The organism is Paenibacillus sp. FSL H8-0315 (assembly GCF_038005365.1).
Lineage (GTDB): Bacteria > Bacillota > Bacilli > Paenibacillales > Paenibacillaceae > Paenibacillus_AQ > Paenibacillus_AQ odorifer.
Genome location: NZ_JBBOTA010000001.1, coordinates 2,231,879 through 2,252,294, shown reverse-complemented (window position 1 = coordinate 2,252,294; position 20,416 = coordinate 2,231,879). Strand labels below are relative to the sequence as shown.

Genomic DNA, 20,416 nt, shown 5'->3' with positions numbered 1-20,416 from the left:
TACAGCTTAGGTTATTAACGGGCTGGAAATAAATATTGTCACGTAATTGTCAAATTCATGAACATACTGTGCCATGACTGTCAAAGTCTCCTCGGGTTTGATATGATAAAGTTAACAGCGAAGTCTATTTAGTGCTTCGGCTAGAACGTTAGAAGTTCGTTTAGAAGGAGGATCATTTGGTGTGGATAATCATATAACATTTCAAGCTTCTTCCGATTCTGCAGCTATGTCTGCAAAATCTCCACCGGAAGGTGCAAGTTGGCGTGATTTCATTACCGTAACAAAACCCGGTATTATCCGATCTAACCTCATCGCTGCCTTTGCAGGATATTGGCTGGCTTCAGGTTGGGATGTTCAATACGGCAGATTAGTTCTGACTCTGCTCGGTACAATGCTGGTTATGGCTTCGGCCTGTGTTTTTAATAACTATTTCGACCGTGACCTGGACATGAAGATGGAAAGAACGCGCGATCGGGGACTTCCTACAGGACGACTGAAACCCAAAACCGTATTGCTGTATGCTATTGGGCTAGGGATTGCGGGCTTGATTGTACTATTTGCTTTTTCCGGAGTTTTAGCCGGTCTGTTCGGGATTGTAGGGATGTTCGTTTACGTTGTAGTATACACCCTTTGGTTGAAACGGACATCAACATGGAGCACTTCAGTAGGTGCGATCTCTGGAGCTATGCCACCGGTAATTGGCTACGTTGCAGTTACGGGAACAGTTGATCTAGGGGCTTGGCTGATGTTTGCGATGTTGTTTCTGTGGCAACCTCCCCATTTCTGGGCACTCGGGATTAGACGTAAAGAAGAATATAGAGCCGCTGGATTTCCGCTGCTGCCTGTAGTCAAAGGAACACGTCGTACGAAGTTTCAAATGATTCCTTATGTAGCACTGTTGCTGCCTATTCCAGTGTTAATGTACGCCTACGATTATGCAGGCATTTTTTATCTGGTGATTTCAACAGCGCTGTCTCTGGCTTGGTTAATCATAACCTTGATGGGCTTTGCAGCAAAAGATGACGAAGTCTGGGCGAAGAAGAACTTCCTCTTCTCCATTAACTACCTAACGGTAAGTTTGATCGTACTTGTATTGAATACGATTCACGGTTAAGAAGAGGGAGGGTATTATTGTCCGTGCAGACCTTTAAGCGTTATAAATGGACCTGGATTCTACTATTGCTTGCTTTGGTAATGGCTGGTTATCTGGCAGTTAATTCTTTGAATTTAGGAAAAGAAAAACTGCCGGTAATCGGAGAAGTGCAGGACTTTTCACTTGAAAATGTGGATGGAGACCAGATTACTCTGGCTGATACACAAGGTAAGGCACGGCTGGTATACTTTTTTTTCACACAATGTCCGGATGTATGTCCTATAACTACGTTTTTGTTATCTCAGACGCAGAAAATTCTGGTCGACGATGGCAGCTTTGGAAAAGATACGGCGTTCGTCTCCATTTCTTTTGATCCAGAGAATGATACGCGTGAAGCCATTAAAAGCTTTGCGGACCGTTTCCAGGCAGATTATAAGGGTTGGTACTTCTTACGGGGGGATCAGGAAGTCATTCGTAAGCTGGCAACTGATTCTTTTAAAGTACTAATTGCAGGGAATAGTAAAGAAAATTTCGTACATGCCAATCGCATAGCATTGGTTGATCGAGACAATCGTCTCCGTGCATTGTATGACGCAGGGGATACGGATAACATAACGCCTGAATTTCTTGCCGATAGGCTGAATGAATTGGCTCGTGAATAGAACCTAACCGCATAACAGAAACGCCTTTTTCGAATCCCATTTATTGAAGGATAACGAAAAAGGCGTTTTTAATTTCTTAGGCAATATATCGCGAATCAAAAAGGAATGGGTTCAGGGTAAATGATGAACTCTTCCAGACCCGCTTTTTCAAGCTGATTAATATTGTATTCATCTGGAGTGCCTTCCACTCCGGCATAACCCCGGCGTGTATAGATGTGACCAGCATCGGGAAAGGCATCGCGGAGAATCCCGCGTATTTTTTTGCCTGAACTGTCGTTATCCATATAAAGATATACTTCTCCATCTCCTACTTTTTGTCGCAGGGACTCGAGTTTGAGCGTATTTAATGTACCAAAGGTACAGAGGATTTCGACTTCCGGTACCAGCACGCGTCGTAATCTGCTGCGATCGTTTTTGCCTTCGACAATAATCGTAATGGACATTTGCTGACAATCACCTCCGGAAATGAAGTCTGAACTTACAGACTCATTATAGTTTACCGAAGGAGGAGCAGTTTTAACAACTGTTTCTACAGGAAAATCTTCATTCCCCGGGAAATGTCGTAAAACAATAAATCATGCGGCCCGCCCATTCCATTTGGAAGAGTAGGTAGACAGCTTGGTTGAATTTTTTGGCGGAAGCAGTAATAGTGCAACCATCAGCAATAGAAAGGCAATGAAATAAGGTGAAACAACGGCTCTTAATTGTCCTGCGGCCACAGGGCCTGCGAATGCGCCTAGTGACATGGCTATCGACTGCATGGAGAAGGTGCGTCCCATACGTCCTGGTCCACCTAGACTAATAAAGAGCGATGCCATTGCAGGAAATAATATTCCTTTGGCTGCACCCAGCATAAAGAGAATAACGGAAGCGGGAATGCTGTGAAGTGAGGCAAGCGCAAAAAAACAAAGGGCCATACCTAGCAAGGCCACGGCTATTCTTCCTCCTGGGGAAAAGCGGTTCAGGAAGAACAAACTGAGTGTTACCAAAGCCCCTAAGCTAAGGAGCGATAAAAGAATGCCTGTGGAAACAATGCTATTACTTCCGGTCTGAGATAGAGGAAGTTCAAAGAACAGAACCCCTTGTGAACAAGAAACGAAAAAAGGCAGCAGATAATAACGTTTGGAAACTGGATTGGCATCGGATATAGGGACCGAAGGAAGATCCTGTTTTTTTAAAGGAGGTGCTGCAGAGTTTACAGGGCGCACTAAACGCCGGGCAGGCGCCGGTACACTGAAAAAAGCCATGATGCCTGTAGCGATAAGCAGCCATCCCAATGTGGTGAAGGTGCCGGAATAGCCAGCTTTAGCTACGATAAAGGCCCCCGCTGCCGGGGATACCACTGAAGCTAAGGTATGAACGATACCATGTCCGGACATATATTTCCCCTGCTCAGTAGCATCAGATGATAATGAAGCCAGCAAGGTCATGCACGCTGGAGAGAGGAAGGCGAGCGCGAACCCGCTTGCTGCTCGTAGCATCAGCAAATGCCACGGAAGCTGAGCATGAGCCTGCAGCAGTAGAATGGCTCCCGCAGTAACAAGGCTAAAGACGATGTAGCGGCGGCTGCCATTACGATCGACGAGTACGCCTGCGAGCAAATTGCCAGGAAGATGGGTTAACGAATACATGCCCATCATCCAGCCAATAAAGGCGGGTCCCGCACCAAGAGAGATGGCAAAGGGCGTTAGAATAGGATACTGTGCATGTAAATCAAAAAACGCCAGAAAAAGAAACAGGTACAGCCACAGCGCAGTTTTCACAGGGAAACACCTCCGAGAGCCACCTACAATAAAGATTAATGCAGGAAGGCGGATTTTAAGAAGATCAAATTTAAGCAACTACTTGTACTTTACGTGGGACAGAGAGGGCTTATACCGCTTTTTTAATTCCTATAAGCAGGTATACCTTTCTCTGGCTGTGGAACCATGAATTATGATGGGCATTCATGTATAATAATTAATATTGGCGTCATGTCTATAGAGGAGATAATCCTTAGGACGAAACTAGGTGATAGGGGTGTTGTGAGGTTGATGGATCCAGAGGTGTGGTCACAGTTTATTAGAGAGAATTGGTTAGTTATTGTTATTGCGCTCATTCTGTTGTTCGCGGTTGTTAATTTGGTCAAAACGATGTTGAAATGGGCGATTGTCATTATTATCGTTGTAGGTCTATTCATCTATAGTGGTGTGACAATGGACCAAATTGGTAACGCTGTGAATAAGGTGGCAGATGGAACGGTAAGTACGGTGAAGAAGGAAGCACAAGAGGTTATGCTTAAAGAGGCGCAGGATGCGAAGTACACTTCAAATGGTGACGGAACATTTACGATCACAACTCCGAATATTGAAGTGAAAGGTACGACTGGCGAAGATAAGGTAGAGGTTACTTTCCGCGGAGTTAGTCTTGGGAAGTGGAGTATTACTGATACCACACAAACATTTATCGAGGAAGCTCGGAAACATCAATAAACGGCTTCAGTTTAAATCATTATCAAAAACAAGCAAGCGGGCGACTGAAAGGGGAGATTGGATATGATAAACGGTTGGTTGACTAGTCTGAGTGATGCAAATATCATCTCCATCGCCCTCCTGCTGGTAGTAGTCTTTTCACTATTGCAAGGCTGGAGCAGAGGGTTCTCAAGTGCTACCGGAAGATTATTCGGTCTGCTGGGAACAGGACTGTATACAATAGCTTCTTTGGTGCTGGCCATTCCTGCTGCGGCTTATCTCAATCCTCATGTACAGACTTGGGCAGCAGGAATAAGTCTGCCTGATAAACAGCTGACCCAGTGGCAGCAAATTTATTATACGGCTGTGTCTGTGCTGGCGGAATCGCCGCTGGTGCGGTTTCTATTGTTGTTATTGCTCTCTTATATCTTAATTCGCATGCTTCTGGGATTGTTGTCTATGCTGCTCCCATTCCATCAGCTACGGCGCACCAAGACATTTAAGGACAGAAAGATTACGCAAGTAAGCCGTATGGGCGGAGCTATCATAGGATTAATTATAGGCTTGACTCGTGGTTTAATTATTGTGCTTGCTCTCTTCATTTGTGTTGGCCTAAATCCAGAAAGTCAATTTAGCCGTTATGTGGAATCTTCTCCGATCTACAGTCAAAGCGCTGCCGCTGTATTTGAGCCCTTTGTTGGGGAGACCGTGCAGAAAAAGCTGCCTATTCTGACGAAGACCGTTGCAGCTGAGATGAATGATATCCTGCGCAGAAAATATGAAGTTATTGATCATGACATTCCACAAGATATTGTGGGTGCGGCTGAAGATATTATTGGACAAGCGCAAGGAGACGAGAAGAAAGCCAAACTACTGTATGATTGGGTAGGAACACGAGTAACTTATGATTACGCCAAAGCGGAAAATTATGAAAAAAATAGAATTTGGCATGAACAGACCCCGCAGGATACCTTCGACACACGCATAGGGGTATGTATTGATTATGCCCGTCTTTACGCTGTAATGGCCCGCTCCCAAGGATTGCAGGTGCGCGTTGTAACGGGTCAAGGCTATGATGGTCGAGGCGGGTATGGCGCACATGCCTGGAATGAAGTTTATATAAGTGACCGGCAAGCTTGGATTCCATTGGATCCCACTTGGGCGAGCAGTGGAGATTGGTTTAATCCGAAGGATTTTGACGATACGCATATTAGGGAGAACGCACTCTGAGTGAGGGCGCCGCACTCCTTCCGTGTGGTACAATAAACTCATACCAACCGCTCTAACACAAATGCGAGTGCAATGCTCACAATCAGCTTCTTAGAAATCACCTTCATTATAAGAGCAATGTCGCTGGCTAAGGCAATTCAGACATTATTTTTATATAGAAGGGAAGAAAGCTGGTGAGCTTTGGGAAGCAGCTCCCGCCTGCGGACGGGAAATCTTCGAAACATTCTGTAGGTCTGAGATTGAATCTGTTTTTCTTTGGCACTTTTTTTATTTTTTGTATCATTATTGTGCGTCTTGCAGGTTTGCAGTTTACTGAGGGAGCTTTGCTGACAGAAGAAGAGATCAAACGGGATACGAAGTTTGTTCCGCTGGCAGCCATGCGAGGGATTATTTTTGCTGCCGGGGGTGAGCAGATAGCCTATTCTACACCTGTTGAGTCGCTCTATCTTACCCTAAATAAGGAATATACAGCTAAAACTACCGATAAAGTAACGGGTGAAACCTCACTAACGGAAAAAGCGAAAAATAAGTCTAATGACCTTGCAGCAAGATTAGTAGCGGAGTTTGAGAAATATGGAAGTGCAGATGCCCCTAAGTTAACGCAGCAGGACGTGCTGGATTTACTTGATCTGGACTTTAAAAAGTATCTGGGTTATGTACCGCGTCGTATAAAAGCAGGGCTAACTTCAGAAGAAATAGCTTATTTCATGGAACATAAGGATGAATATCCAGGTATTACCATTGTGGAAGAAAGTGTACGCCACTACGATAAAGATACGGTAGCTGTGCAGACGGTGGGTTTTGGTAAACCTTTTAAATCAACCGAAGACATAGCGATGTACAAAAATATTCGTAGTGCAATGAAAGACAATTCTTCACCGGGACTTATGTATAAAACGGAAGAATATGTAGGATTTGATGGTCTGGAAATGCAGTATCAACGCGAACTGCGCGGAGAAAATGGTTATCAGGTCATTTCGGTCACTCCTCAAAATATGGCGGAGAAGGTAGAACAGACCGTTCCCCCTATAAAAGGCAATAACATTTGGATGACCATTAATAAGAATGTTCAGATGAAGACTGAACAGGCCATATTGGATCAGATTAAATGGCTGCATACCAATGCTGTTCAAGGCGAAACTCATCCTGATGCTTTAACAGGTTATGCAGTAGCGATGGAAGTAGAGACTGGGAATATTGTCGCTATGGCGAGTATGCCTGATTACGATTCGAATGTATGGACAAAGGACTCACTGCCTACATCTGTCTGGAATAAAATTATGAATAATCATCTGAATGGTACAATTACCTCGAATTCTTCCGGGAGATCGGGTCATGATTTTAGCTCACTTGTATTCTTGGGATCGACCATTAAACCGTTAAGTGTATTAATTGGTTTAAATGAAGGATTTTTTAACACCTCGAGCACCTATCCCGATGTGGGGATTACCTATTTCGGTAAGGATGATAAATCATCGGTTAGAAATTCATCAGGTCACGTCTATGGAAAATTGTATCCGGCTGATGCTATCAAGCAATCCTCTAACGTATTTATGGTAGATATGGTCGGAAAGCAACTATACAAAAAATACCAGGGGGATAAAGGTGTAGAGGTCTGGGACGAATATATGAAAAAGTTCGGACTGGGTGTATCAACACAAAGTGGTCTTCCCGGTGAATCACCAGGTCAGATTAACTATACAGATTTCAAGGCTGCAGGGAGCTCACAGGCCGCGCTCGTCTACGCATCTTTTGGCCAGCAAGGCAGTTATACTACATTACAGCTTGCCCAGTATGCTACTACACTTGCAAATGAAGGTGTGCGAATTAAACCGCAGCTTGTAAGTAAGATTACGGATGCGCAAGGTAAGGTGGTTAAGAAATTTAAAAAAGAAGTGCTTAATAGCGTAACCTTTGATAAATCGTTCTGGAGAGAAATCAAACAGGGAATGAGCAGTAAAGTTAGTGCTTTTGACGATTTTCCTTATGATTTTGCCCGTAAGACAGGAACCTCTGAAAAAACGGATAGAAAAAATATAAACCGTGATAACGGCGTTTTTATTGCCTTTGCTCCACGAGAGAATCCGAAGCTGGCTGTAGCGGTTGTGATTCCGGAGGGCGGCTTTGGCTCCAATAGTGCAGCTCCGGTTGCCCGTAAGATTTTTGATGCTTATGATTGGGAATATGGGCTGGATGGGGTTCCGAAGAAGAATATTCCACCTGTTGCAGATCCCGTTCAAGAACAATAAGCTTAAATTAGAGAAAAAGGAGAGACAAACTGTGAGTTTTTTCCGTAAGCAGGCCTCACCTCCTGACGAGACCAGCAGCAAAAGTTCCATCGGCCTGCGACTCAACGTGTTTTTCTTTAGCACGTTCGTTATATTTTGCGTAATCATCATCCGACTAGCTGTTCTGCAGTTCGTGGAAGGCCCAACTTTAACTGAGGTAGAGACGAGTAGAGATACTAAAAATGTACCGTTAGCTTCCATGAGAGGGGTTATATACGCTGCAGGTGGTGAGAAGCTAGCTTATTCCACACCTGTTCAATCGCTGTATATCACACTCAATAAAGAGTATACGGCTAAGGAAACAGATAAAGTCACCGGTAAAACAACGCTGACCCCAGAGGCTAAGGCCAAGTCTGATGCATTGGCAGCCAAGCTGGTAGCTGATTTCAATAAATATGGGGATCCAAATGCAGAGAAGATGACGGAGAAAGATGTAATTGATGCGTTGGATTTATATTTTCGTAAATCACTTGGCTTTATGGCACGGCGAATTAAGGCTGATCTGACTACTGAAGAAGTTGCTTATTTCATGGAACATAAAGGAGAATATCCGGGGCTTGAGATTGTCGAGGAGAGCATTCGTCATTACGATAAAGATACGGTTGCTGTACAGACGATTGGTTATATCAAACCCTTCAAATCCGCGAACAGTCTTAATATTTATAAAAACATTCTAAGTGCTATGAAAAACAATCCGGAGCCAGGGCTAACGTATAAGGATGATGAATTTGTTGGATTCGATGGGCTGGAGCTGAAATATCAGCGTGAGCTTCGCGGGCAAAACGGCTATCAGGAAATTTCTGTCAATCCGCAGAATATGGCGGAGAAAATTGAGCGTGTCGTTCCGCCTGTCAAAGGAAATGACATCTGGACAACGATTAATAAGAACGTTCAGATGAAGACAGAACAGGCGATAACAGATCAGCTCAAATGGTTGCACTCTAATACCGTACAAGGCAGAACGCATCCGAATGCTTTAACGGGATATGCAGTAGCGATGGAAGTGGATACTGGCAATATTGTTGCTATGGCGAGTATGCCTGACTATGATACGAATGTTTGGACAACGGGTTCTTTATCTGCAGATGTCTGGAACAGTATTATGGATAACTATCAGAACGGCACGATAACTCCTATTTCTTCAGGAACCTCAGGGAACGGACTAAGATCTGTATTGCTTCTAGGTTCAACGATTAAACCTTTGAGTGTACTCGTGGGCCTGAATGAAGGGTTGTTTTCAACTTCATCGTATTATCAGGATAAAGGTTTTGCGACTTTTGGTAAGTCTGGGCATGAAACGAAGGTAAGAAACTCTTCTAACCACGTATATGGTTCTTTGGATCCTGCTAGAGCCATTGAGAAATCCTCGAATGCATTTATGGTCGATATGGTCGGTAAAAGATTGTATGACAAATATAAAAGCAAGGGGATAGACATCTGGGATGTCTATATGAAAGAGTTCGGCCTTGGTGTATCTACGGGAATTGACCTGCCAAATGAATTCTTGGGTCAAAGAAACTATACCAATATAGAAGCTGCTGGTAGTGCGCAGTCCGCACTGGTCTATGCCTCTTTCGGACAACAAGGAAGTTATACAGTAATGCAGCTTGCGCAGTATGTTACAACACTTGCTAATGAAGGACAGCGGATTAAACCTCAACTGGTTAGCAAGATTACTGATGCAGATGGAAATATAATCAAAGAATTTAAACGTGAGGTGCTTGATGAAGTAACAAACTTCGATAAGTCCTACTGGAATGAAATTAAGCAGGGGATGCGAAGTGAAGTTAGTGCTTTTTCTGATTTCCCTTATGACTTTGCCCGTAAGACGGGAACCTCTCAGCAAGTAGCTAAGGGTGAAATTCGCGATAATGGGGTATTTATTGCATATGCTCCACGTAATAATCCTAAGTTGGCTGTGGCGGTTGTAATCCCTGAAGGTGGTTTTGGTTCACAAAGTGCGGCACCAGTCGCACGTAAAATATTTGATGCCTATGATTGGGAATATGGCCTTGATGGAGTTCCAAAGAAAAGTCTCCAGTCTGGCAATAATACTAATGATAATGCGAAGGAGGGAGAGACTACAGGTACCGAGTAACTCTGACCCTATGGCTAAGATGTAAAAAAATAAACAGCTTCTCAAATGAGAGCATACAAGAATGGAGGGGTGGCAAATGATTGCCAAATACCGCCTGCTTGCATTGGATATGGATGGAACCCTACTGAATGATGAACAGATAATTACACCCACAACGGTGGAATGGATTCAAAAGGCGGTCAACGCAGGCGTTCATGTCTGTCTGTCGACAGGCCGGGCATTTGTAAGTGCCTTACCCTATGCAGAGCAGCTAGGTTTAGAGACACCGATGATCACTGTGAACGGCAGTGAGGTGTGGAGAGCGCCACATGAAATATACCGGAGATCACTAATGGACCCCAAGCTGGTACAAGAAATGTATGATCTTGCAAAAGCAGATGACATCTGGTTCTGGGCTTATTCTCTGGACGAAGTTCTTAAACAGGATAACTGGGATGGGGATGTAACGGGTAGAGAATGGCTTAAGTTCGGTTATCATACTGAAGATGATGAGCTTCGTCATAAGCTGTTGCTTCGTCTTCAAGATATGGGTGGACTGGAGATTACGAACTCTTCTCCGCACAATCTGGAGATTAATCCTCTAGGCGTGAATAAGGCAGCAGGAATAAAGGAAGTCTGCAAGCTGCTGGGAATAGAAATGTCGCAAGTTGTAGCTGTGGGCGACAGCCTTAACGATCTGGCGGCGATCCAGCAGGCTGGGCTTGGGGTTGCCATGGGCAATGCGCAAAAGACGGTTAAACAAGAGGCTGATGTTGTGGTGGCGACCAATAATCAAGACGGGATTGCCGAGGTCATCCAAAAGTATATCTTTACCGAAGCTGCAGCCTCTGTAGGCAGCAAATAATAAAAGCAGTACTGCGAAGTGAATCCATGGAGCATTATGCTAGTAGGAGGTTAAGGAATTGACGATCCTGGGTTGGATTCTTATTATTGTTTTGTTTGCTGTAGGATTGGCAGGGGCTGTGTATCCCATACTGCCGGGTGCGTTAGCGATCTATCTTGCCTTTTTTGTATACGGCTGGTTCTTTTCTTTTGAGCCCTTTGGGGTTTGGTTCTGGATTATTCAAACACTGATCGTTGTAGTTCTTTTTGTTGCTGATTATGTTGTAGGAGCGTGGGGTGTCAAAAAATTTGGCGGTTCACGTTCATCGATTATCGGGAGCACGATAGGGCTGATCTTGGGACCTTTTGTTATTCCGGCTTTTGGTCTTATCATTGGACCATTTCTAGGGGCTTTTATTGGAGAACTGATCGTGGGATCTTCCCCGTCTAAAGCTGCTAAGGTAAGTGTTGGCTCCATACTCGGCTTATTTAGCAGCACCTTGGTCAAAATCGTGTTGCAGGTAATTATGGTCGTCCTCTTTTTTATATGGGTCGCCCGGTTTTAATTTAACAGTGAAGAAGGGGAAAGAGTTTGTCCAAGAAAGAGTCTTTTGTTAAAGGCACGCTTATCCTTGCTGCTGCAGCTTTGGTGGCAAGGGTACTCGGGCTTGTCCAGCGGGTGCCGCTGGAGCATTTATTTAATGATGTTGGTAATGCTTCATTTACGCAGGCAAACACAGTTTATTTGATGTTATTACCGCTGGCTACAGCAGGGATTCCAAGTACATTAAGTAAAATGGTATCTGAGCGTTATGCACTGAATAGGCCAAATGAAGCTCAACAGGTGTATCGGGCGGCATTAATGTTTGGTGTTGTAGTTGGCGTAATTATGAGCGCATTGTTATACATAGGTGCTCCTTATTATGCAGAATATGCAAAAGTTCCTGAAAGTACTTTGGCGATCCGGGCCATAGCTCCGGCACTCCTACTCTTCCCTTCTATAGCAATGATGCGTGGGTACTTTCAAGGGCGGAATAATATGATGGCTGGTGGCATCTCTCAAATTGTGGAGCAGATCGCGAGGGTATCTACAGCTGTTCTTCTGGCATTTGTATTGTTACAAAAAGGGTACGACAACACTTGGATGGCTGCTGGAGCATCATTCGGTAGTGTATTTGGTAGTGTTGGTGCTTTTGGTGTAATGCTCTATTACGCTATGAAATTACGGCGTAGTGAGGGGCAAACTGCGTTATACGAAACGAATGAAGCGAAGCTTCCTCTATTTGGAATTTATAAGGATATATTTAAATTATCCATTCCTATCGTGCTATCTTCAGTTACGGTTCCAGTAGTGAACTTTATTGATACATCTTTAATTGTACCGTTACTGAGTGGACAAGTTGGTGTAGCTGATGCCACACGTGCTTTGGGTATTTTCGGGAGTCGGGCACAGAGTGTCGCCGGGATTCCGCCGGTTCTTTCTATAGCACTGAGCACTTCACTAATACCAATTATTTCAGCTGCATATGCCCGTCGGGATGAGAAACATCTAAAAGGGCAAGTGACGTTAGCGCTTCGTATCTCTATTTTAACAGGAGCACCGATTGTTCTATCACTCGTAGTTGCTGCATATTCAGTTAATGGCCTCTTATTCAGTAGTTTAGATGGCAGTGGTATCGTAGCCATGCTTACTTTAGGAACGATCTTTCAGATTACGATGATGACAACGAACTCTATTTTGTTAGGTATGGGCAAATCGCGAATTTCCATGTATTATGTGTTAGCGGGTATTATTGTAAAATTAGTGGCAAGCTTATTACTTAGTAAGGTATTTGGCATCTACGGAATCATCGGTGCAACAGCACTTTGTTTCGTGGTCATTACTTTGCTTAACTTACGTATGCTGAAATCGATTGTGTCTTTTGAAATTATGGGCAAACGTTGGGGCGGTTTCGTGATTGCGGTACTTGTGTCCGGCGGGATTGGTTATGGCTTGAATGAGGCTGGGATTCTGTTAACAGATCTGATGCCTGCACGTTTGGCGTTTCTGATCACTTGTCTTGTTGTAGGAGCCGCTGTTGTTGTTATTTATCTAGTACTGCTTATTGTGCTGGGCGTGCTGACTAAACAGGAAATCTCCAGTTATCCGCGGGCGCTGCAAAAATTATTGAATCCGCTGATGAAGTTACAGCCTGCACGTGTTCGTATGAGAGAATAGGTTTGACTTCTACACTGCATTTTGCTTCACTTAAAGAGTAGAAAATAGACAGATATTGAAGAAGGGACTGAGTAAATCATGGACAAAATTAGTTCTCCTGCTGAATTTCAGGTAGCCATTCAATCACCTCGATTAACAGTGGCCATCTTCAAGGCTGACTGGTGCTCGGATTGCAAATTTATCGATCCTTTTATCCCAGAGGTAGAGCAGTCTTATGCAGACCGCCTTACACTGGTTGAGGTAGATGTTGATGCCGTGGGCGATGTTAGTCAAGAACAAAATATTATGGGTATTCCAAGCTTCGTCGCATATTCGGATGGACGGGAATTGGTTAGATTCGTTAATAAATTACGCAAATCCCGTGAAGAGATTGAGAATTTCCTTGATAAAGCGGTCCAAGTGCATCAAAGCCTTCAAAAGTAATTCCTAAGGAACCACCGCTTTCGCTTGTTTGTGCAAAGCGGTGGTTTTTTGAAATATAAGTCTGGCTGCTTCTTCATTACTAAAAACTGCGGGTGATATTTTTGACGACAAATCAGTTGAAATGGCTTAGTTATCTTACTTGCCTTATCATGTTCCTCGCTGTACTCGGAGGAGCGGTAGTGACGAAGACTGGATCGGGCTTGGAATGCGGAAATGAATGGCCGCTCTGTCATGGAAAATTAATTCCGGCTTATACTATAGGCTCGATGATTGAATACACCCATCGCTTGTTTAGCGGTTTGGCAGGGTTATTCTCACTTGCCTCGATGTTTGCTTTTTGGCGTTATGCTCGTACGCGGCGCGATTTGCTGGGATATGCATTTATGACCTTAGTATTCGTCATCGTTCAAGGTGGTATGGGAGCGCTTGCAGTAATTAAATCCCAATCCGCTGCTGTAATGGCGTTGCATATGGGTTTTTCTTTGATCGCCTTTTCAAGCGCTATGATGTTGGCTCTTGGAACCAAGAGATGGCATGAAGCGCGCGAATATGATCATATACTGGAGGCTCAAAAGAAGCCCGTAAGTAAGGCTTTTCGCAATTTAACCTGTTTTACTGCCATCTATTCTTATATTGTCGTGTATATTGGAGCCTTTGTAAGTCATACGGATTCACAAGGCGGGTGTTCGGGTTGGCCGCTTTGTAATGGAGAATGGGTTCCGGAGCTTTCCGGAGGAGTAGGTGTTGTTTTTACACATCGGATTGCGGCTTTAATCTTATTCATGCTTACTGCGCTGCTCGGGCATTTAGCATTTTGGAAACATAAGGATTATCCAGAGCTTAGAGCGCTAGGTATAGCTGCAGCGCTGTTATGCTTGATGCAGGTATTTAGTGGGGCGGCTGTGGTTTACACCTTAGATAATGAAAGATTGTACATATTTGCCGCTTTGGCTCATATTTTGCTGATTGCCAGTTTGTTTGGTGTCTTATGTTATATGAGTGTAAGAGTCTGGCAGCTAAATCGCTCGAGTAGTGTCGTGTCTGGAAAAAATGTAACGAGCCCAATGATTCCACCGCCTTGGTAGAACATTCCCTCCGTGGATAGAGGTGCTTCACCCGCGGAATAATAAAGTGGAAATCGGTATATCGTGGAGCTGATTGGCCGATGCTTACGTCGCGAGTTTTGTACGAAGCAGTCCATGGAAGCAGACGCTGAACAAAACTTTAGGAGGACTGGGATATGCTGCGGGTATTACTTGGAGAGCCGCCTCGAAAGAACAGCGGTGTGTTGGCTGATGCGATGGAGAATATGGCCACTTTTGCAGCATTGCTGCGCAAGGAAATGAGTGCCCATGAGGATAATGACCATGAATACCGCAAGCTGGAGATTTGGACACGTGGGCTGATTTCCTCTCTGGATGAACTGGAGCAAAGTTGGTTCGCGGCCGCTTTTTACCGGAAATTAGTGATTGCGGGTTATATGGATGATATGACACCGGTGGAACAGGGCGATTATGCACGTTATGTTTATTTTTATAAAGATGGCTTTATCCGGGTTTTCTCTCTTCTGGACAAGCTTGGGACGGTACTGAATCATTTTTATGATCTCAAAACATCCAAATTAAAAACGCACTTTTCTTACTTTACAGTGCTGCGTCAGCTTCAATTATTGAATGTGCATCCTGCATTAGCGGATCAACTGGAAGAGATTAAGAACTCCTACCGCGATCCATTGGAGAATTTACGCAAGCGCAGAAATGCTGAAATTCATTATATGAATTCCGAAATGCAGGATGATTTGTGGCAGCGGCACCAAGGTCTGCATGACAAAATTCAGCTCGAGGATCTGGATAGCCATCTTGAGGATTTAAAACAATCGCTCGAAATGAACTGTAAGACATTAATCGCGGCATTCAGCTACAGCAATGAACAGCTGCGTAAGGAAATAAGCAAGGTAAAGAGCATAAAATCGTAATTGTTCAATATATTTCCTTTTGACAAAAATAGATAAACTCACTATACTTATGCTTGCATTAAAGTATGTACGATTTCAGAAAAAATATAATTTCATAACTTTATCTTATCGAGAGCGGCGGAGGGATAGGCCCGATGAAGCCCGGCAACCGATTTGTATCCAGCGCGGGAAGCGTTGTACAAATGTCATGGTGCTAATTCCTACAATGGCGCAGGTTGCGGTCGTTGGCAGATGAGAAGGCATTGTCTTAATAAACCCACAGAGCCTCTTGCGATCTGCATCGATCGTTGGAGGTTTTTTTGTATAGAATAAGTGAAGTATAAAGGGGGGGCGACGAGAGTTGATTAATCTAAAAGGGATAACAAAGGTTTATGGAAAAGGGAGTAATGCGGCAACAGCACTTTCTGGATTGAATCTGTCCATCGAGAAAGGTGAAATATTCGGAGTCATCGGCCACTCTGGAGCCGGGAAAAGTACATTGATCCGTTGCATTAATCTGTTGGAACGTCCGACAGAAGGAGAGGTCTGGGTAGACGGTGTTGAGCTAACCAGTCTTAACCAAGGTCAGCTGCAGGAACAGCGGCGCAAGATTGGAATGATTTTTCAACATTTCAATTTGCTGTCTTCGGCGACCGTATACGATAATATTGCCTTTCCACTGCGCCTTGCAGGTACATCTAGAACAGCTATTGATACAAAAGTCAAAGACCTGCTCGCTCTAGTTGGGCTTGAAGAACATAAAGATAAGTATCCTTCTCAGTTATCTGGAGGACAAAAGCAGCGGGTCGGCATCGCCCGGGCACTAGCCAGTGACCCTGATGTGCTGCTGTGTGACGAGGCCACTTCTGCGCTTGATCCCCAGACAACAGATTCCATTCTTAAGCTGCTACTCGATATTAATAAAAGATTCCATTTGACCATTGTGCTGATCACACATGAAATGCATGTAATCCAGAGCATCTGCGACCGTGTCGCGGTCATTCATGGTGGTGGGATTGTTGAGCAAGGCAAAGTTACAGAGGTATTTCTCAAGCCGCAGCATGAGGTTACACGCGATTTCATCCGCAGTGAGACACAGAATGAAGGACCTCTTCGAGTGGCGCTTGATGCTGCTGCCGGGGATAACTCTCAAGCTGTCAAAATTACTTTTTTCGGAGAAAAAACTTACGGCTCGGCACTATCCGATGTCGTGCGTGATACGGGTGTAAGCTTTGCAATCTTACATGGTACCATCTCAACGATTAAAGATGTGCCTTATGGACAGATGATTGTGCGGTTCGAAGGGCCAGCTGAGGCGATTGCTGTAACGATCTCCAGACTAATTGCTCAAGGCCTTGATGTGGAGGTGATTTCGTAATGAATTTTGCAGATCTAAATTGGCAAGAAATGATGGATGCTACGGTTGCTACTATAAAAATGATATTTTTTTCCGGATTGTTCACAATTATTCTTGGTTTACCACTCGGAATTCTATTGTATTTATGGGGGAAATCGAATAGTATAGTAATCAGAGTAACTTACTCGGTCTTATCATTACTTGTAAATATCCTACGTTCCGTACCCTTTATCATTTTGATGGTGGCTCTAATTCCTTTCAGCAAAGCCGTTGTTGGAACCTCCATTGGTGTACTCGGTACGATTCCACCTCTGGTGATTGGTGCAGCTCCGTTTTTTGCCCGTTTGGTAGAGACGTCGTTAAGAGAGGTAGACCGCGGAGTCATCGAAGCCGCACAAGGTATGGGAGCATCGACGAACCAAATCGTTATGCGTGTTCTTTTGCCAGAAGCTCGTCCAGGTCTGCTAGCTGGAGTTACGATCACACTGGTTACACTGGTCTCCTATACAGCAATGGCTGGTATGGTTGGGGGCGGCGGATTAGGTGACTTGGCGATTCGTTACGGCTACCACCGCTATGAGACGGAGATTATGATTGTTTCTATAATATTTATTGTCGTACTGGTGCAATTGCTACAAATGGCCGGTGACCGACTCGTAAAACATTACACACGGAAATAAGGTACATCCATATATATCCTTATTCAATACAAAATATAGATTAGAGGGGGATTTACAATGAAAAAAGTACTACTTACATTTTTTAGCCTGACACTGGTTGCGGTGCTTGCGGCTTGCGGTAACAACAATGCATCTAATAATGCTGGGAGCTCGGCTGCTACAACAGCACCAAACGCAGAAGCAACAAGTGAACCTACTAAAGATCCAGTGAAATTGGTGATTGGTGCCTCACCTGTTCCTCATGCTGAAATTTTGAAGGCTATTGCTCCATTGCTTGAAAAAGATGGAATTACACTTGAAATCAAAGAATTCACTGACTATATTCAACCTAACGTGCAGCTTGATGAGAAGGAGTTAGACGCTAACTTTTTCCAACACCAACCGTATCTGGATGACCAAAACAAAAATAATAAAACCGACCTGGTTTCTGTTGCATCCGTTCACGTTGAACCTTTTGGAGCTTATTCCAAAAAAATCAAATCGATCGATGAGTTGGCTGATGGTGCAAAAGTTGCCATTCCGAACGATGCTACTAACGGTGGCCGTGCACTAATCCTACTTGCAAAAAATGGTCTGATTACCTTGAAAGATGATACAAACATTGCTGCAACAAAAGCAGATATCACTGAAAACAAGAAAAATCTCGACATCATTGAGTTGGAAGCAGCTATGCTCCCACGTCAACTGGATGAGGTAGACCTTGCTTTGATCAACACGAACTTTGCACTAGACGCTGGTCTTGTGCCAACTAAAGATGCATTGTTCATCGAGGGTGTAGATTCCCCTTATGCTAACATTTTGGTAACCCGTCAAGACAATAAAGATTCCGAAGCCATCAAAAAGCTGGTTGCTGCCCTGAATTCTCCAGAAGCTAAAGCTTTCATTGAAGAAAAGTACGAAGGTGCGATCATTCCAGCGTTTTAAGGAATGAAGCTAAATTCGTCTATAGTCATAACAAGAACCCGCAGCCAAGTTGGCTTGCGGGTTTTATGTTCTAAGGTTGTGAGAGAATGTTAAATCCTCTATAATAAGAAAATCCCGATCTCCTTTACAGGAGAATCGGGAGGGTTATTGAACGGGATTTAGAATACTTGAACTACTTCTTCAACGCCTTCTACTTCTTCAAGGAGGGCGCGTTCAATCCCGGCTTTCAAGGTGATCGTGGAGCTTGGGCAGCTGCCGCAGGCACCCATAAGTTTCAACTTAACGATGCCGTCTTCCACATCGACCAGTTCTACGTCACCGCCATCGCGCTGCAGGAACGGACGAAGCTTATCCAGCACTTCTAGTACTTCATCATACATTTCGGTGCTTTGTGCATTCTCACTCATTTCTCAATCACTCCTTTCGTAAGTTCATTATAGTACAAAAAGTTAAAAAATAAAATGGTTAGGCGGAATAGGGAGATCATCATGAGACCAATTATTGAATTTTGTTCCAGCAACATGGGTCACGGAACAGACAAGCTAATGCATAAGCTGGAGGAAAATCCAGATTATGATGTCATTGAATACGGATGTCTGAACAATTGTGGAGAGTGTTATTTAATGCCTTTCGCCATGGTTGAAGGTGACATTATTGCAGCAGAAACTGTTGCAGAGCTAGAAGAGAAAATTGAGGCCAAGATCAAAGAGCTTGAGGCTTGGTTTAATATAGATCTTGACTAAATTTCTCGAGAAAAAAAGAGGGAGCACTCCATAATCTAAATTATGGAGTGCTCCCTCTTTTTGGAACCTTACTTGAACAAAATCCACCAATTTGATCGATTAGGCAACATATTGGAGAGTGCAGGGGCTACCGTGAAGGTGCCACCGGACTCAGGCGACCTTATATTGAGTGTTTTCCTACATTTGGATTGCTATCGGACCCCATAGTCACTATTCACCTGAAAAACAGCATAAATGAACCTCATTATAAGCAATAACTTCACTGGAGTCCGAAACTCTCCTTCAAAGGCTGAAAATTTGCAAATAAGGTCATCTGAGTCCGAAGGGTATACGCACCAATAACGTAAGGAAGCTACTCTCGTGTTTATCTGAGAGTAGCTTCCTTTAATACTTATGAACCAATCATAGGCTTATCCTAAAGTGCGTTTCGACATCCAGAGCACTCCGCTCTTGAGGATGCGGGGAACCCGTCCTTTGACGGAGCGTTGTCCCATAAGTCCGAATCCTGCTTTTTTTCCTAGTGACCCTAAAGTACCCTTCAGGCGAATAGGATGAAGCTTAGGAGTCTCACCGCGCCAGGTCGCTTGGATAACCTGAGCTACCTGCTCACCCTGTGCTCCAGCGGCTTGTGCGCTTGGTGCGAATGGCAGACTGGCACAGTCACCAATCACATATACCTCCGGATAATCCGGTATACGATAATACTCATCCAGCATAATCCGTCCACCGCGGTCCTTCGACACATTCAAATCTTGAACTACTTTTACAGGTTGAATCCCTGCGGTCCATACTGTCACATCTGAAAGGATTTCCTCGGTACCGTTAAAAATCGAATCCTTCTCTACATGAGATACAGAGATTCGTCCCAGCGTTTGCACCTGATGGTGATGAAACCATTCCTCTACGTACTGTGACAGCTTTGCCGGAAAGGCAGACAAAACACGTTCACCGCGATCCAGAATAGCGATGTTAAGGTCAGGACGGCTTTCCCGAAGCTCTGCGGCTAATTCAACACCGCTCAATCCTCCACCTACAATGTTTATCGTTCCGTAAGGCTTCACATCATTTAAACGGCGGTAGGTTTCCCGAGTACCAGCAAAGGTCTGGATGCTGCAGGTATATTGATCAGCACCAGGGATGTTGTGGTAATTGTCGGTACAGCCAAGAGCAATGGCTAGGAGATCATAAGATACAATCTCACCGGACTCCATACTGACTATTTTGCTCTCCAAATCAATGGAACTCACTTCACCGTACCGGACAGTAAGCCGGGGGTGAACCGGAAAATGAATGCGCAGGTGATAATCAGTTACGGTACCTGCGGCGAGCGCATAATATTCCGTTTTGATTCCTTGATAAGGCATTCGGTCAATTAAGATAATTTCAACATCATGAGGAAGATGATTATTGAGTAATTCTTGAATTAAGGCTAGGCCGCCGTAGCCACCGCCAAGAACGAGTATTGTTCTCATGC

General features: G+C 44.2%; 20 protein-coding genes and 1 riboswitch. Of the genes, 16 read left to right on the top strand and 4 right to left on the bottom strand.

The annotated features are described in order from the left end of the window. The first annotated feature begins 181 nt into the window (after positions 1-181). Together cyoE and MHB56_RS09710 are read left to right on the top strand one after the other, a co-directional pair. Positions 182-1,114: a heme o synthase gene (gene cyoE, locus MHB56_RS09715; protein WP_036685285.1), complete on the top strand. Its 933-nt coding sequence runs from the start codon at positions 182-184 to the stop codon at positions 1,112-1,114. 23 nt (positions 1,115-1,137) lie between these two features. Then, entirely contained in the window at positions 1,138-1,755 is a 618-nt protein-coding gene (locus MHB56_RS09710; protein WP_036685589.1) for an SCO family protein, read from the top strand. A gap of 95 nt (positions 1,756-1,850) precedes the next feature. On the opposite strand, the gene MHB56_RS09705 is transcribed toward MHB56_RS09710, so the two are convergent. Together MHB56_RS09705 and MHB56_RS09700 are read right to left on the bottom strand one after the other, a co-directional pair. Then, positions 1,851-2,198 carry a DNA primase gene (locus MHB56_RS09705; RefSeq protein ID WP_036685586.1) on the bottom strand — a complete coding sequence of 116 codons (348 nt, stop codon included), beginning with the start codon at positions 2,196-2,198 and terminating at the stop codon, positions 1,851-1,853. A 132-nt stretch (positions 2,199-2,330) separates the two neighbouring features. Beyond that, entirely contained in the window at positions 2,331-3,518 is a 1,188-nt protein-coding gene (locus MHB56_RS09700; protein WP_076127992.1) for an MFS transporter, read from the bottom strand. A 270-nt stretch (positions 3,519-3,788) separates the two neighbouring features. Between MHB56_RS09700 and MHB56_RS09695 the strand changes: the two genes are divergently transcribed. The 13 genes from MHB56_RS09695 (at position 3,789) to MHB56_RS09635 (ending at position 18,199) form a co-directional block, all read left to right on the top strand. After that, the gene (locus MHB56_RS09695) at positions 3,789-4,226 is read left to right on the top strand and encodes a hypothetical protein (RefSeq protein ID WP_076127990.1); all 438 of its coding nucleotides are present in this window, start codon (positions 3,789-3,791) and stop codon (positions 4,224-4,226) included. A 63-nt stretch (positions 4,227-4,289) separates the two neighbouring features. Further along, positions 4,290-5,435, top strand: a complete 1,146-nt coding sequence (locus MHB56_RS09690) for a transglutaminase domain-containing protein (protein ID WP_076127989.1) — start codon at positions 4,290-4,292, stop codon at positions 5,433-5,435. A 173-nt stretch (positions 5,436-5,608) separates the two neighbouring features. After that, the gene (locus tag MHB56_RS09685) at positions 5,609-7,684 is read left to right on the top strand and encodes a peptidoglycan D,D-transpeptidase FtsI family protein (protein ID WP_341143523.1); all 2,076 of its coding nucleotides are present in this window, start codon (positions 5,609-5,611) and stop codon (positions 7,682-7,684) included. Between the two features lie 31 nt (positions 7,685-7,715). Continuing rightward, positions 7,716-9,821 carry a peptidoglycan D,D-transpeptidase FtsI family protein gene (locus tag MHB56_RS09680; protein ID WP_076127985.1) on the top strand — a complete coding sequence of 702 codons (2,106 nt, stop codon included), beginning with the start codon at positions 7,716-7,718 and terminating at the stop codon, positions 9,819-9,821. Positions 9,822-9,897: 76 nt separating this feature from the next. Continuing rightward, positions 9,898-10,665, top strand: coding sequence for a Cof-type HAD-IIB family hydrolase (locus MHB56_RS09675; RefSeq protein ID WP_036685270.1), 768 nt, complete (start codon positions 9,898-9,900; stop codon positions 10,663-10,665). Positions 10,666-10,723: 58 nt separating this feature from the next. Beyond that, positions 10,724-11,209 carry a DUF456 domain-containing protein gene (locus MHB56_RS09670; protein ID WP_038573189.1) on the top strand — a complete coding sequence of 162 codons (486 nt, stop codon included), beginning with the start codon at positions 10,724-10,726 and terminating at the stop codon, positions 11,207-11,209. 26 nt (positions 11,210-11,235) lie between these two features. Further along, on the top strand, positions 11,236-12,861 hold the full coding sequence (locus MHB56_RS09665; RefSeq protein WP_076184764.1) for a putative polysaccharide biosynthesis protein: 1,626 nt from the start codon (positions 11,236-11,238) through the stop codon (positions 12,859-12,861). Positions 12,862-12,939: 78 nt separating this feature from the next. After that, positions 12,940-13,284 carry a thioredoxin family protein gene (locus tag MHB56_RS09660; RefSeq protein ID WP_076127982.1) on the top strand — a complete coding sequence of 115 codons (345 nt, stop codon included), beginning with the start codon at positions 12,940-12,942 and terminating at the stop codon, positions 13,282-13,284. A 101-nt stretch (positions 13,285-13,385) separates the two neighbouring features. Then, a complete protein-coding gene (locus MHB56_RS09655) occupies positions 13,386-14,369 on the top strand; it encodes a COX15/CtaA family protein (protein WP_339188424.1) in 984 nt (327 codons plus the stop codon). Between the two features lie 155 nt (positions 14,370-14,524). Further along, positions 14,525-15,259 (top strand): Cthe_2314 family HEPN domain-containing protein, encoded by a 735-nt coding sequence (locus MHB56_RS09650; protein ID WP_076127978.1) that lies wholly within the window; start codon positions 14,525-14,527, stop codon positions 15,257-15,259. 102 nt (positions 15,260-15,361) lie between these two features. Continuing rightward, a riboswitch (SAM riboswitch) is annotated at positions 15,362-15,497 on the top strand. Between the two features lie 102 nt (positions 15,498-15,599). After that, positions 15,600-16,616: a methionine ABC transporter ATP-binding protein gene (locus MHB56_RS09645; RefSeq protein ID WP_111505487.1), complete on the top strand. Its 1,017-nt coding sequence runs from the start codon at positions 15,600-15,602 to the stop codon at positions 16,614-16,616. 29 nt (positions 16,617-16,645) lie between these two features. Beyond that, positions 16,646-17,275 carry a methionine ABC transporter permease gene (locus MHB56_RS09640; protein ID WP_370510542.1) on the top strand — a complete coding sequence of 210 codons (630 nt, stop codon included), beginning with the start codon at positions 16,646-16,648 and terminating at the stop codon, positions 17,273-17,275. Between the two features lie 57 nt (positions 17,276-17,332). Beyond that, complete coding sequence (locus MHB56_RS09635; RefSeq protein WP_036685252.1) at positions 17,333-18,199, top strand: MetQ/NlpA family ABC transporter substrate-binding protein; 867 nt, start codon at positions 17,333-17,335, stop codon at positions 18,197-18,199. Between the two features lie 158 nt (positions 18,200-18,357). On the opposite strand, the gene MHB56_RS09630 is transcribed toward MHB56_RS09635, so the two are convergent. Then, complete coding sequence (locus tag MHB56_RS09630; RefSeq protein WP_036685249.1) at positions 18,358-18,606, bottom strand: NifU family protein; 249 nt, start codon at positions 18,604-18,606, stop codon at positions 18,358-18,360. An 81-nt stretch (positions 18,607-18,687) separates the two neighbouring features. Here MHB56_RS09630 and MHB56_RS09625 point away from each other — a divergent pair, with 81 nt between their 5' ends. After that, positions 18,688-18,942: a YuzB family protein gene (locus MHB56_RS09625; RefSeq protein ID WP_076099374.1), complete on the top strand. Its 255-nt coding sequence runs from the start codon at positions 18,688-18,690 to the stop codon at positions 18,940-18,942. A gap of 410 nt (positions 18,943-19,352) precedes the next feature. Here the strand turns inward: MHB56_RS09625 and MHB56_RS09620 are convergent, their stop codons facing one another. Further along, positions 19,353-20,414, bottom strand: a complete 1,062-nt coding sequence (locus tag MHB56_RS09620; protein WP_076099373.1) for an NAD(P)/FAD-dependent oxidoreductase — start codon at positions 20,412-20,414, stop codon at positions 19,353-19,355. Positions 20,415-20,416: the final 2 nt, after the last annotated feature.

Bases quoted from the DNA above. Each gene is read 5' to 3' on its own strand.
- MHB56_RS09650 (WP_076127978.1), top strand. From the start codon at position 14,525: ATGCTGCGGGTATTACTTGGAGAGCCGCCTCGAAAGAACAGCGGTGTG.
- MHB56_RS09690 (WP_076127989.1), top strand. From the start codon at position 4,290: ATGATAAACGGTTGGTTGACTAGTCTGAGTGATGCAAATATCATCTCC.
- MHB56_RS09695 (WP_076127990.1), top strand. From the start codon at position 3,789: ATGGATCCAGAGGTGTGGTCACAGTTTATTAGAGAGAATTGGTTAGTT.
- MHB56_RS09640 (WP_370510542.1), top strand. From the start codon at position 16,646: ATGATGGATGCTACGGTTGCTACTATAAAAATGATATTTTTTTCCGGA.
- MHB56_RS09705 (WP_036685586.1), bottom strand. From the start codon at position 2,198: ATGTCCATTACGATTATTGTCGAAGGCAAAAACGATCGCAGCAGATTA.
- MHB56_RS09620 (WP_076099373.1), bottom strand. From the start codon at position 20,414: ATGAGAACAATACTCGTTCTTGGCGGTGGCTACGGCGGCCTAGCCTTA.
- MHB56_RS09675 (WP_036685270.1), top strand. From the start codon at position 9,898: ATGATTGCCAAATACCGCCTGCTTGCATTGGATATGGATGGAACCCTA.
- MHB56_RS09635 (WP_036685252.1), top strand. From the start codon at position 17,333: ATGAAAAAAGTACTACTTACATTTTTTAGCCTGACACTGGTTGCGGTG.
- MHB56_RS09630 (WP_036685249.1), bottom strand. From the start codon at position 18,606: ATGAGTGAGAATGCACAAAGCACCGAAATGTATGATGAAGTACTAGAA.
- MHB56_RS09625 (WP_076099374.1), top strand. From the start codon at position 18,688: ATGAGACCAATTATTGAATTTTGTTCCAGCAACATGGGTCACGGAACA.
- MHB56_RS09660 (WP_076127982.1), top strand. From the start codon at position 12,940: ATGGACAAAATTAGTTCTCCTGCTGAATTTCAGGTAGCCATTCAATCA.